The 13,233-nt window shown below is 47.7% G+C and carries 9 protein-coding genes; all 9 read left to right on the forward strand.

Annotation, left to right across the window (positions count from 1 at the left end):
- The first annotated feature begins 204 nt into the window (after window positions 1–204).
- The 9 genes from HMPREF1254_RS07815 to HMPREF1254_RS07855 all read left to right on the forward strand — a co-directional run bounded on the left by HMPREF1254_RS07815 (window position 205) and on the right by HMPREF1254_RS07855 (window position 13,233).
- Entirely contained in the window at window positions 205–3,342 is a 3,138-nt protein-coding gene (locus HMPREF1254_RS07815) for a SusC/RagA family TonB-linked outer membrane protein (protein ID WP_023058141.1), read from the forward strand.
- A 21-nt stretch (window positions 3,343–3,363) separates the two neighbouring features.
- Entirely contained in the window at window positions 3,364–5,049 is a 1,686-nt protein-coding gene (locus HMPREF1254_RS07820; RefSeq protein ID WP_023058218.1) for a SusD/RagB family nutrient-binding outer membrane lipoprotein, read from the forward strand.
- Between the two features lie 527 nt (window positions 5,050–5,576).
- Window positions 5,577–7,484 (forward strand): LptF/LptG family permease, encoded by a 1,908-nt coding sequence (locus HMPREF1254_RS07825; RefSeq protein ID WP_023058183.1) that lies wholly within the window; start codon window positions 5,577–5,579, stop codon window positions 7,482–7,484.
- A gap of 28 nt (window positions 7,485–7,512) precedes the next feature.
- A complete protein-coding gene (locus HMPREF1254_RS07830; protein ID WP_023058204.1) occupies window positions 7,513–8,724 on the forward strand; it encodes a bifunctional 3,4-dihydroxy-2-butanone-4-phosphate synthase/GTP cyclohydrolase II in 1,212 nt (403 codons plus the stop codon).
- A 112-nt stretch (window positions 8,725–8,836) separates the two neighbouring features.
- The gene (locus HMPREF1254_RS07835) at window positions 8,837–10,030 is read left to right on the forward strand and encodes a pyridoxal phosphate-dependent aminotransferase (protein WP_023058160.1); all 1,194 of its coding nucleotides are present in this window, start codon (window positions 8,837–8,839) and stop codon (window positions 10,028–10,030) included.
- Window positions 10,031–10,246: 216 nt separating this feature from the next.
- Window positions 10,247–11,068: a MotA/TolQ/ExbB proton channel family protein gene (locus tag HMPREF1254_RS07840; protein WP_023058216.1), complete on the forward strand. Its 822-nt coding sequence runs from the start codon at window positions 10,247–10,249 to the stop codon at window positions 11,066–11,068.
- A 31-nt stretch (window positions 11,069–11,099) separates the two neighbouring features.
- Window positions 11,100–11,720 (forward strand): ExbD/TolR family protein, encoded by a 621-nt coding sequence (locus HMPREF1254_RS07845; RefSeq protein ID WP_023058179.1) that lies wholly within the window; start codon window positions 11,100–11,102, stop codon window positions 11,718–11,720.
- A gap of 2 nt (window positions 11,721–11,722) precedes the next feature.
- A complete protein-coding gene (locus HMPREF1254_RS07850) occupies window positions 11,723–12,361 on the forward strand; it encodes an ExbD/TolR family protein (protein ID WP_023058157.1) in 639 nt (212 codons plus the stop codon).
- A 35-nt stretch (window positions 12,362–12,396) separates the two neighbouring features.
- Window positions 12,397–13,233: an energy transducer TonB gene (locus HMPREF1254_RS07855; RefSeq protein WP_023058147.1), complete on the forward strand. Its 837-nt coding sequence runs from the start codon at window positions 12,397–12,399 to the stop codon at window positions 13,231–13,233.

Below are 13,233 nucleotides of genomic sequence, written 5' to 3' on the forward strand. Positions count from 1 at the left end.
TTTAATTCTGAGAAAAATAATGATACTTTTATTTTGACCTTATCTAATTTTTGTCTATTTTTGTAGCGTGATAGCCATATATAGCCATCATGATGCAATAACCATTGAAGCTAATCAATAAAAAACAAGAAAAGGTAACCATTTTATTTTGAGAAAACACCCTTTATTCAATTTATAGTTAATTCTTTAATACAAACAAGAAGCATGATTAAAAAAGAGTATGCATTTAGGCTTTCCATGAGGGCTTGCTTGGCAGTTTTGTTCATGTTGGTATCATTATCGTTGCATGCACAAAATTCTACTGTAAAAGGTACCGTTGTTGATAACTTAGGCGAGCCGGTTATCGGTGCAACAGTTAAGGTCAAGGGATCCAATGTCAGTACCATTACAGACATTGATGGACACTACACCATCGCGTGTCCGTCCCATTCTACCTTGGAGTTCTCCTATGTAGGTGCCCGGACGTTGAGTGTGTCTACGAATGGCAAAAGCACCATCGACGTCACACTGGAGAATGAATCGCAGGCCATCGACGAGGTGGTGGTGACAGCATTGGGCATCAAGCGACAATCGCGCTCTCTGGGTTATTCCACGACGAAAGTCGGTGGAGAGGACTTCCAGTTGGCTCGTGACCCGAACATCGGAAATGCCTTATCTGGTAAAATCGCTGGCGTCAACGTGGCCGGCAACGGTACGGGATCTACTGGTACATCGCGTGTGATCATTCGTGGCAATGCCTCGTTGACAGGTAACAACATGCCGCTGTATGTGGTTGATGGCGTGCCTTTCGACAACACCAACCAGGGCTCGGCAGGAATGTGGGGCGGCATGGACTCGGGTGACGGCTTAAACAACATCAATGCCGATGACATTGAGAGCATTCAGGTGCTCAAAGGCGCCGCTGCATCCGCCCTTTACGGCTACCGGGGCGGTAACGGAGCCATCCTGATTACGACCAAAAGCGGCAAGAAAAACCAGCCAGTTTCGGTAGAGCTGAACGAGAACCTCACGGTCAACAGTATTTACGACTATCGTGACTGGCAGAATGTGTATGGCCTGGGGCTCAATGGCATCAAGCCTACCGACGTGAAGGCTGCCCAGGAGGGTGAAAGCAATAGCTGGGGTGCCATGATGGACGGATCGGAAGCCACCAACTTCTTAGGGAATACCTATAAATACAGTCCGGTGGACAACTGGAAGAAGTTCTATGGCACGGGTGTCACATCGAATACCTCTGCCGCAGTGTCGGGGTCAGCACAGAATGTCATCTACCGTTTTGGAGCCTCCTTCAACAAGGAGAAGAGCATTCTGCCGAATGCCGGCAACAGACAGCTGGGCTTCAACATGAACACCACCTACGACATCTTCAAGAACCTGCACCTGACGGTTACCGCCAACTACACCTTTGACAAGTCAAACGGCCGATCTAATCTCTCTGACGGGAATGGCAACACCAACGCTGCCTTGCTTTACCGAGGTAACTCGTTTGACATCACCTGGATGGAAGGAACTGAGAAGGGATGGGGTACCACTCTGGAAGGCAAGGAGATGATTGGTGGAACCAACAAATACTTCAACAACCCGTACTGGCTGCAGTACCGCAAGACCAATGACTTACAACGCGAGCGTCTGGTGGGCTCGGTCAATTTGAAATGGGACATCACCGACTGGCTGTATCTCCAGGGAGCAGCCCAGCGCGACGGCTACAGCATCGAGTTCAAGCAGGTGCAGCCCATTGGAGCCGCAGCCGACCCCAAAGGATTCATGGCAGAAAACGAGAAGAACTTCTACGAAAACAACTTCAACTTCCTGCTGGGCTTAAACAAGGCATTTGGCGACTGGTCGCTTGGCGCTACATTCGGTGGCAACACACAGTTTAACAACACCCGCCAGTATATCGTGACCGATGGAGGACGCCCCTTCATTGTTGACGGACTGTGGTCCATAAACAACCTGGACGACAAGCGTCCGGCAAAGGCGCATATTCGCTACCAAGTGAACTCGCTTTACGGCACGGCCGACCTGGGATGGAAGAACCAACTGTTCCTGAACCTGACGGCACGCAACGACTGGTTCTCCACACTGGCCGACGACAGTAACAGCCATTTCTATCCATCAGCTACCCTCTCATGGGTGTTCACCGACACGTTCCGCGAGCAGCTGCCCGAGGCGTTCGACTTTGGTAAGTTCCGCGTCGGCATGGCTTCAGCATCGAATGGAACATCTGCCTATCAGAACCTTTTACTCTATCAGCTGCGCAACTATAAGGTGAACGGTCAGTCCACGGCTACCCAGAACAATGGCAACAAGTTGCCCAACAATACCCTGAAGCCCGTACACATCTCAGAGTTTGAAGCTGGTCTGAACCTTTCATTCTTCCAGAGCCGTCTGAACTTTGACATGGCTTATTATGTCAAGAAGACCACCGACGACATCGCGACGGTATCCACCTCCTCAGCCTCGGGATATGGTTCAAAGGTCATCAATGCCGGCAAGATGAAGAACAACGGCTTCGAGTTCATGGTTGACGCCTACCCCGTAAGGAACAAGGACTTCCAGTGGAATACGACACTCAACTTTGCCTACAACAACTCCAATGTGGAGTTCCTGGGCGATGGCGTAGATCGCCTTTCCATTGACGGTGCCCAGAGCCGCAACGGCAATGTGTACATTTATAATGTGGTGGGCAGTCCCTACGGCGAGATTATCGGTAACAAATACAAGAGAAACGAGCAAGGACAGCTGCTCCTGAAGAAGGGACTGCCACAGGCCGGTGAGCAGACAAGCCTTGGCAATGGCGTGTACAGCTGGACAGGTGGTTGGCGCAACACGTTCACCTACAAGGACTTCACCCTGGGATTCTTGATCGACGCCAAGTTCGGTGCCAAGATTTTCTCGGGTACCAACTATATGCTTTACTACTATGGCATGCACAAGGAAACCCTGAATGGGCGTACAAAGGAAAACCCCATTGGCAAAATCGTGGCAGCCGGTATCGACGAAGAAACAGGTAAGGCCAATACAACGGCCGTTTCCTCGCAGGATTACTACCGTGCCATCACGAAAGCAAACATCGCAGAGGAGTTTGTATACGACGCAAGCTACATCAAACTGCGTGAGCTTTCATTGGGCTACACTTTCCCAAAGGCCATGCTAAGCCGCGTGAAGTTTGTCAAAGGACTGAGTCTCTCTGTCGTCGCACGTAATATCTGGACCATCATGAAGCATACGCCGAACATCGATCCAGAGTCTGCACTTAATGCGTCGAACGGACAGGGACTTGAGCTCAACGGCTATCCCGCAACCCGTAATGTTGGTTTCAACTTGAATGTTAAGTTCTAATTTTTTTAATCGAGATTGAATATGAAAAAGATAAAATATATTGCATTAGCATCAGTGTTCTCTTTGGGCATGACAAGTTGTGGCGATTTCGGTGATCTAAACATCGACCCAGAACACTTGAACGAGGCTAACGTCCCCTTTGAGATGGTCTTCTCCAATGCCCAGCACCAGGCATTGGGGTCCGACTGGGACTTGTGGCGCACAGGCTGTATTTACTCAGCCCAGTGGACGCAGCAGCTGACCTCTATTGACTGGTGGGACGGCTACGGCCGGTACAACTATAGCGATGGCTACTCGGCATCTTTCTGGGATACTTTCAGCGGCGACCGTGGGGCCATGCGTGACGTGACTACCTGCTACGACAAGTGGAAGGACCAGAAGGGGTTGGAGATAGACTGGAACATGGCTCGCGTGATGCGCATCTATGCCTTTGCGAAGATGTCTGACCTGTACGGTGACATTCCATACACCGAGGCCGGACGCCCCAAAGAGTTCTCGTATCCCAAGTACGACTCGCAGGAAAGTATCTACAAAGGGATGCTGAAGGAACTCGATGAGGCTCAGGCCAAGCTGGCTAGCGGAAAAGCAGAAATGGGCGTGCAGGACCTGTACTATAAAGGTGATGCCGCACAGTGGAAGAAATTCGCCAACTCGCTGATGCTTCGCCTGGCCATGCGACTTGTAAAGGTTGACCCGACAACGGCTAAGACCTATGCCGCGAAAGCTTACGCCAATGGTGTTATCACAGACGTAGCCGACAATGCCAAGCTGGACCATGCAGGTGGCGTGACAACTAACGACTCTTCTGAGCCCTTTGCAAAAATCAACGCAAGCGAAGACAGGGAGTTCTTCTTGAGCAAGACTTTTGTTGACATGCTTAAGCAGACCAACGATCCACGCTTGTCGCTCATTGGAACCACCGTGAGCAAGAAAGACCTGATCTCCGTGCAGGATGGCTGGCAGGAAGATGATTTCGGTGATATGACGGCCGAGAAACAAGAAGGAATCCTTTCTGGAGGATACAGTCTGAACCCCACCAGTCCCTACGCTATAGCAAAGGTTGACCCTCGGTTTGGGATAAAACCTGAGAACATTGTGGAATACAAGGAGGGGAAAGCCGATGACGGAAGCGTGAAGAAAGAGCCGGTTTATTGGTACTCCCGTTACACGCGCTATTTCTCAATTCCTAACCGGTATACCTACAGTGATCCTACTGCGCCTACATTCATCATCACGGCCGCACAGACCAACTTCTTGTTGGCAGAGGCTGCCATCCGTGGATATATTAGTGGTGACGCAAAGACTTTCTACGAGAATGGTGTGAAGGCTGCATTCAAACAGTTCACGCAGTTCCCCAATGCTGGCAAGGTGTACAACAAGTATCTACCGGAAGGCGCTGTTGAGAAGTATCTCAAGGAGAATCCGTTCGACGTAGCTAAAGCTTTGGAGCAGATCAACACACAGTACTACATCACAACATTTGGCGATCCTCACGAGGTGTTTGCCAACTGGCGCCGTTCGGGCTTCCCCGTGCTGACACCAGCCGCGATGGCCAAGCAGGATGGACAGTGTGCAACCGACGGTTCTATACCACGCCGCTTCCGCTATCCTTCTTCAGAGTCACAGGTCAACAAGGCCAACTACGATGCTGCTGTTAGCCGTCAGGGTGGTGATACTTTCAGTACTCGAGTGTGGTGGGATAAATAGTAAAACCATTACATGTCCAAATAACAATCCAGGCCAGCACAGTGCTAGCCTGGATTTTTAATTGGAGTATGAGTCATTTTGCAGGCGTGTTTGTGTTAAATGTAAAATCGTTCAAATTGCAGACTAGTTTAATTTGGAATATTCAAGGAATTTATACACCATCGCCATGCTGTCTGAAGCGCAGTGAGGGCTGGTGTGAAGCAACTCCATGAGGAATAGGAGATTGTATAATGTGTATCGAGTAGGAGGTAAACACTAATTTTGGTATTTATCTCTTACTGACTTCTTATACTACCATACATGCAGTTCGACATATAGCGGTTTCGTTCCTTCCTTTCACACTATGCGTAGCAAGTTGTAATTAGCTAGTCGTTCTAATTTCATCACTTCTATCTTATAATTGGATTTATTGCTGCATGCTTCAAGGCGGCATCATGCTTAAAAAAGCGAAAATCGGTGCATATCTTATTTTTTTATGCTATTTTTGCACATCGTTCGTACACGTGTACAACATAGCAAGGGCATAGATGTTTCGTATCAAGAAATTAGATTTATTCATCGCCAAGCAATTTGGACTGCTGTTTGCCGGAACCTTCTTCATCTGTCAGTTCGTACTGATGATGCAGTTCTTGTGGAGGTATGTCGACGTGCTCATCGGCAAAGGACTGTCCATGGAGGTCATGGCACAGTTCTTTTGGTACATGGGCTTGTTTCTGGTTCCACAGGCTTTGCCGCTGGCCATCTTGCTGTCGTCCCTCATCACGTTTGGCAATTTAGGCGAGAGTAGCGAGCTCACGGCTATCAAGTCGGCGGGCATATCAACCATGCGAACCTTTCGCTCGCTCATCGTCATCTCGGTTGTGGTTTGCTTTTGTTCTTTTTATTTTCAAAACTATGTAGGCCCCAACGCTAACATGAAGATGGCCCAGCTGATGATTTCGATGTCACAGAAGAATCCGGAGCTTGAGATTCCTGAAGGCATCTTTTACGATGGCATTCCCAACAGCAATATTTATGTGCAAAAAAAAGACCTAAAAACCGGCAAGTTGTACGGCATCATGATTTACAGGATGACAGGCAGCTACGAGGATCAGGCTATCATTTTAGCTGATTCGGGCATGCTCCAGGCTACAGCCGACAAGAAACATCTGCTGCTGACCCTGTGGAGTGGCGAATGGTTTGAGAACATGCAGTCGCAAGAACTGGGTGCCAGTGCCAGCATTCCTTACCGCAGAGAGACCTTTGCCGACAAACGAATCGTGCTCGACTACGATGGCGATTTTAACATGACCGATGCCGCTGCGCTGTCCAATAACGCCCGATCAAAAAGCTTGTCACAACTCACTTCGAGCATCGACTCGCTCAATATAACATACGACAGCGTGGGGCGCAGCATCTATGACGATGCGCAGCGAATGTATTACCGTATTCCGAAAGTTAACAAAAGAGATTCACTGGCCGCTGTGAAATTAGCGCAAGGCAAAACATACCATTTTGACTCGATATACAACAAATTAACCAAAGAGCAGAAATTGAGCGCGGTGAACATGGCACTTAGTTCCGTTCAGTCGGAGGTGAGCGAGCTTAACTTCAGAAGCATGATAACCAGTGACGGCGACAAGCTGCTTAGGGAGCATTATATTGAGATGATTAACAAGTTTACGCTGGCCCTGTCGTGCATCATCTTCTTTTTCATTGGCGCGCCGCTGGGTGCCATCATCCGGAAAGGCGGACTGGGCATCCCCGTGATTGTATCGGTATTGGTCTTCATCGTGTACTATATTCTCGACAATACCGGCTACCGTATGGCGCGTGGCGACATGTGGACGGTGGAATTCGGCAAGGGGCTGGCCCCTGCGGTGCTCATCCCCTTGGCGGGTTTTGTTACATACAAGGCCAACCGCGAATCCATGGTATTCAACATCGATCAGTGGAAAGCGGTTATTATGAAAGCGCTGGGCTGGCGAACCAAGCGTCATGTATACGGCAAGGAAGTAATCATCGAAGATCCCAACTACATTGAAGACCGCCAGTTGCTGCTGAACCTGAACGAAGACATAAGGCGTTATGCCGAGGAACATCGGTTGAAATCGCTCCCCAACGTGGTGCAGGTGTTCTTTAAATACCAGCCCGACCACGAGGTGGAACGCATCAGCAATGAACTTGAAAAAGTGATAGATGACCTCACGAACACCCGGGACAAAGTGGTCTTGAACGAGCTGAACAACTATCCCGTGCTGGCAGTAAAGGCCCACACGCGTCCCTTTGAGCACAAGTGGCTGAACATAGTTTCGGCCATCATCATCCCGCTGGGACTGTTCTTCTACCTCAGAATGTGGCGATTCAGAATTCGGCTGCTGCGCGATCTCAGACAAATCGTGCAGACAAATGATGCGGTGACCGAGCAAATTACGAAAATAATTCATTCAAAATAACACCTCTTTATATATAGATATATACGATATGGAAAACTTTAAACTGGCCAGCATCGAGGATGCGCTCAAAGATTTCAAGGAAGGAAAGTTCGTCATCGTTGTGGACGATGAAGACAGAGAGAACGAAGGCGATCTCATTATCGCAGCTGAGAAGATTACTCCAGAGAAGGTGAACTTCATGCTGAAACACGCCCGCGGAGTGCTTTGTGCCCCCATCACGTTATCCAGATGCGAGGAGTTGGATCTTCCGCATCAGGTGACAGACAACACATCGGTGCTGGGAACCCCATTTACCGTGACCGTAGACAAACTGGAAGGATGCACTACGGGTGTTTCAGCTCATGACAGGGCTGCCACCATCCTCGCACTCACAGACCCAACATCCACCCCACAGACATTTGGTAGACCAGGACACATCAACCCGCTGTATGCGCAAGACAATGGAGTGTTGAGGCGCAGTGGACATACCGAGGCAACCGTAGACCTGTGCAGGTTGGCCGGACTTTACCCCGCCGGGGCCCTGATGGAAATCATGAACGAGGACGGATCCATGGCTCGCATGCCCGAATTGCAAAAGTTGGCCACGGAGTGGGGAGTGAAAATCATCACCATCGCTGAGCTCATCGCCTACAGACTGAAAAAGGAGTCGATTATAGAAGTGGGCGACGAGGTAGACATGCCTACCCGATACGGGCATTTCCACCTCATACCTTTCAGGCAACAGAGCAACGGCTTGGAACACATGGCTTTGGTGAAAGGCAAGTGGGAACGGGACGAACCGGTGCTGGTTCGCGTGCATTCGTCTTGTGCCACGGGCGACATCCTGGGAAGTTTGCGTTGTGACTGCGGACAGCAGCTGCACAAGTCGATGGAACTGGTTGAGAAAGAGGGAAAAGGCGTTGTCATCTACATGCAGCAAGAGGGTAGAGGCATCGGGTTGATGAACAAAATTGCAGCTTACAAATTGCAAGAAGAAGGATACGATACCGTGGATGCCAACATACACTTGGGCTTCAAACCCGATGAGAGGGACTATGGCTGCGGCGCACAAATGCTGCGTCATCTTGGCGTACACAAGATGCGACTGCTGACCAATAACCCCGTGAAGCGCGTTGGACTGGAAGCATACGGATTGGAAATTTCCGAAATCGTGCCCATTGAGGTGACCCCCAACCGATACAACGAGCGTTACCTGAAGACCAAACAGGTGAAGATGGGACACACGCTGCACCTCAAATAAATGCCTGAATGTTACAAAATCAAAACGATTGTTGAAATAATATCACTTTTATTTCGCCTCAAAGAATAAAAATGCTACTTTTGCAGTCAACAACTATTCAATTGTAAAACAAATGGCACACCTATCAAACCGTCTGAACCGTCTGGCTCCTTCAGCCACGCTCGCCATGTCGCAAAAGAGCAGTGAGATGAAAGCTCAAGGCATTGACGTCATCAACATGAGCGTTGGCGAACCTGATTTCAACACGCCGGAACACATCAAGATAGCCGCAAAGCAAGCCATCGAGGAGAATTACTCGAAATACTCCCCCGTACCGGGATACCCGGACTTGAGGAAAGCCATCGCGGAGAAACTGAAGAGAGAAAACCAGCTCAGTTACGATACCGCCGAGATTATGGTGTCCAATGGCGCCAAGCAGAGCGTATGCAACACGCTCATGGCGTTGGTAAACGACGGAGACGAGGTGATTATCCCAGCACCTTATTGGGTGAGTTATCCGCAGATGGTCAAGCTGGCAGGTGGAAATCCGGTGATTGTGAAGGCTGGTTTTGAACAAAACTTCAAGATGACGCCCGAGCAGTTGGAAGCTGCCATCACGCCTAAGACGCGCATGCTGATACTCTGCTCACCCAGTAATCCTACCGGAAGTGTTTACTCAAAGGAGGAACTGGAGCAACTGGCCAACGTCATCAAAAGGCATGAAGACGTGTTTGTGCTGGCTGATGAAATATACGAGCACATCAACTATGTTGGACGTCACGAGAGCATCGCACAGTTTCCCGGCATGAAGGAACGTACTATTCTTGTCAATGGCGTTTCAAAGGCGTATGCCATGACAGGCTGGAGAATAGGATACATCGCCGCTCCCGAGTGGATTGTGAAAGGCTGTAACAAGCTGCAAGGACAATACACCAGCGGACCGTGCTCGGTGAGTCAGCGTGCCGCGCTTGCAGCATACGTCACAGAGCAAGCATGTGTGGAGGAAATGCGTCTGGCTTTTCAACGTAGAAGAGATTTGATTGTGCGGTTGGCAAAAGAGATTGACGGCTTTGAAGTGAACGTACCACAAGGAGCTTTCTACCTGTTCCCCAAGTGCAGCAGCTATTTTGGTAAGAGTGACGGTCAGCATACCATCAACAATGCTACCGACCTGGCTATGTATCTGCTTGAAAATGGGTACGTTGCCACTGTTGGCGGTGATGCCTTTGGCGATCCAGAGTGCATACGCATGAGCTATGCCACCAGCGATGAAAATATTCGGGAAGCACTCAGGAGAATGAAAGAAGTACTCGCAAAATTGAAATAAAGAAGGGCCAAACGAAGATAAATTGCAAGAAAAAGCAAGATTATACTCGTTAAAACTTCTTAATTTCACAAAGATTTATCTATAAATTATATATCTTTGCGATGTTAAACCCCAAGTAAATCTCCTTTGTTGAATGAGGATGGTGGAAATCTTGAAAAACGATTAGCATATTAACAACTTAAATTATTAATAACCAAAAATTAAAATTATTAAATTATGGCAACAACAAAAGCAGCCCCACAAAAAAAGTCTAAGGGCTTTCAGGGCGTTAGACATGCGTTTATTATCATTATCTTGGCATTCATTGTAGGATGGGCATTCTACAACTTTATTCTTGGTGATCCTGCCAACTTCGCTAACGGCGATCGTGAAGGTCATCCTTTGAATATGCTGGGTACCGTTTACAAAGGTGGATGGGTTGTGCCTATTATCTTTGGTTTGTTGTGTACCGTAATTGCAATGTCTGTTGAGCGTTTGATTGCAATCAGCGCTTGCTCGGGTAAAGGTAGCGTGATAAAATTCACAGAAAACGTGAAGGCAGCTCTGAGAAATGGTGACATCGCTAAGGCTGAACAGCTTTGCAACAAGCAGGGTGGTTCCGTGGCAAACGTGGTATTGGCAGACTTAAAGTCTTACAAAGAGATGGAAACGGCTAATATCAAGTTGAAGGAGAAAGTGGCTACCATTCAGAACTCACATGATGAGGCTACTGCACTTGAAATGCCTACCATGACGATGAACTTGCCGATTATCGCTACGATCGTAACATTGGGTACACTTACCGCTTTGTTCGGAACCGTGCTTGGTATGATTCGTTCGTTCGCAGCTTTGGCAGCTGGTGGTGGTGCTGACTCTATGGCACTTTCTACTGGTATTTCTGAGGCCTTGGTAAATACGGCTTCTGGTATTGCTACATCTTGGTTCTCTGTAGTTTCTTACAACTACTTCACCAACAAGATTGACAAGTTAACATTTGCAATGGACGAGATTGGTTACACAATCGCTCACACATTCGAAGAAAAGCATCCAGAAGCTTAATTTTAGCTAACCCCTTAAAAATTATTCAGTTATGGGTAAGTTAAAAGTTAAGAAACAAGATGTCTGGATCGACATGACTCCTATGTCGGACGTGATGGTGCTGTTGCTGACGTTCTTTATGTTGACCTCAACATTCGTAAAGAACGAACCAGTGAAAGTAAACCAGCCATCGTCTGTCTCTGAGATCAAGGTTCCAGAAAGCGACGTGCTAAACATTCTTGTCAATGACAAGGGCAAGGTGTTTATGAGTATGGATAATCAGAACGACATGCTTTCGCTCATTCAGGGAATGAATGAGACAGGCAGCCTCGGACTGACTGATGCTGAAATGAAGAAGTTCCAGACCGACCCAATGTGGGGCGTTCCTTTGGACAACTTGAAAGGCTACTTGGGTTTGCCTACTGAGAAGATGACAGAAGTGATTACCAGTGCTGAGGCTGGCGTTCCTTTGGATTCTATCGATGGTGGAAAGAGTGAATTCCAACACTGGGTAACCGAAGCATTGAATGTCAATGAAGACATCAAGATTGCTATCAAAGTTGATGCGAAGACACCTTACGCTAAGATGAAGAAGGTGATGTCTGAACTTCAGGATATGAATCAAAACCGTTATTACCTTATCACTACATTAAAAACGGGGGAGGATAAATAAGTATGGCAAAATCTAAAGATACAAGTAAGCAGAAGAAAATCAATGTCCGCGTAGACTTTACGCCTATGGTGGATATGATGATGCTTCTTATTACGTTCTTCATGCTCTGTACTTCATTGGCCAAACCTCAAACGATGGAGTTGAGTATGCCTAGTAACGATAAGAACATGACAGATCAAGACAAGTCGGTAACGAAGGCTTCATACACGATTACCGTATATGTGGCTGGGAACAATAAGATCTTCTACACGGCAGGTTTGCCTAAATACGACGATCCATCAACCCTCAAAGAAACAACTTGGGGTAAAGACGGAATCCGCAAAGTCTTCATGCAGCACGTGACCGAGGACAACACGCAACCCGTGCTACAGGTAATGAAGGCCAAGGCAGAGCTCGATCAGAAGAAAGACCAAATGCCCGACTCCGTATACAAGCAGGAATTGACTAAGATCAAGGCCGGTGAGATCGGTGGTCAGAAGATCCAGACAATGACTGTCATTATCAAGGCTACGGATAAAGCGTTAGCACAGAATGTTATAGATGCTCTCGACGAGATGCAGATTTGCAGCATAGCTAAATACGTTCTCGACAAGATTTCCCCAGACGACGCAAAGTTGTTGAAGTCCAAGGGCGTTGAGTAAGAGAACAAAGTATTAACTATTAAAAAAGAGAAACAATGTCAAAAATTGATTTGATCTCTGGTGAATGGACCGACCTTGTTTTTGCCGGTCGTAACCAGGCTTACGGTGCCTATCAGCTAAGGAAAGGTACTGGTAAGAGAAATGTTATCTCTATCATTGCTGTAGTCGCATTAGTGTTGTTGTGTCAAATCGGTCTTACTTTAAAGAAGGCCGCTGACGCAGAAGCCAGAAAGAGAGCAGCCATGACAGAGGTAGTTGAACTTTCTAAGTTGGAACAGCCTAAGAAAAAGGCCGAAGTAAAACAACTAAAGAAAATTCAAGTTGAACCTGAAAAGGTTGTTGAGCGAGTAAAGAGTTCTATCAAGTTTACCGCACCTGTCATCAAGAAGGACAACGAGGTGAAACCTGAAGAAGAATTGAAAACTCAAGATGAATTGATGAATACGAAAACCGCCATTGGCGCCATTGACGTAAAAGGTAATGACGATAAGGGTGGTGAAGTTTTGAAACTTAAGGAAGCAGTTGCTCAACCTGAGCCTAAACCTGAAGTTGAGAACAAGGTATTCGATGTAGTTGAGCAGATGCCATCATTCCCTGGTGGTCCTTCTGCCTTGATGAAGTATTTGAGCGAAAACGTTAAGTATCCTGTAGTGGCACAAGAAAATGGTGTTCAGGGACGTGTGGTTGTTTCTTTCGTAGTAGAGAAAGATGGACATATCACTGACGTTAAAGTAGTTCGTTCAGTAGATCCTTCTTTGGATAAGGAAGCAGCTCGTGTTGTAAAGAGCATGCCAAGCTGGATTCCTGGTAAGCAAAATGGCTCAGCCGTACGTGTGAAATACAACGTGCCTGTTTCGTTCAAATTGCAATAA

This window comes from Prevotella sp. BV3P1, from assembly GCF_000479005.1.
GTDB lineage: Bacteria > Bacteroidota > Bacteroidia > Bacteroidales > Bacteroidaceae > Prevotella.

Bases quoted from the DNA above. Each gene is read 5' to 3' on its own strand.
- HMPREF1254_RS07815 (WP_023058141.1), top strand. From the start codon at position 205: ATGATTAAAAAAGAGTATGCATTTAGGCTTTCCATGAGGGCTTGCTTG.
- HMPREF1254_RS07820 (WP_023058218.1), top strand. From the start codon at position 3,364: ATGAAAAAGATAAAATATATTGCATTAGCATCAGTGTTCTCTTTGGGC.
- HMPREF1254_RS07825 (WP_023058183.1), top strand. From the start codon at position 5,577: ATGTTTCGTATCAAGAAATTAGATTTATTCATCGCCAAGCAATTTGGA.
- HMPREF1254_RS07830 (WP_023058204.1), top strand. From the start codon at position 7,513: ATGGAAAACTTTAAACTGGCCAGCATCGAGGATGCGCTCAAAGATTTC.
- HMPREF1254_RS07835 (WP_023058160.1), top strand. From the start codon at position 8,837: ATGGCACACCTATCAAACCGTCTGAACCGTCTGGCTCCTTCAGCCACG.
- HMPREF1254_RS07840 (WP_023058216.1), top strand. From the start codon at position 10,247: ATGGCAACAACAAAAGCAGCCCCACAAAAAAAGTCTAAGGGCTTTCAG.
- HMPREF1254_RS07845 (WP_023058179.1), top strand. From the start codon at position 11,100: ATGGGTAAGTTAAAAGTTAAGAAACAAGATGTCTGGATCGACATGACT.
- HMPREF1254_RS07850 (WP_023058157.1), top strand. From the start codon at position 11,723: ATGGCAAAATCTAAAGATACAAGTAAGCAGAAGAAAATCAATGTCCGC.
- HMPREF1254_RS07855 (WP_023058147.1), top strand. From the start codon at position 12,397: ATGTCAAAAATTGATTTGATCTCTGGTGAATGGACCGACCTTGTTTTT.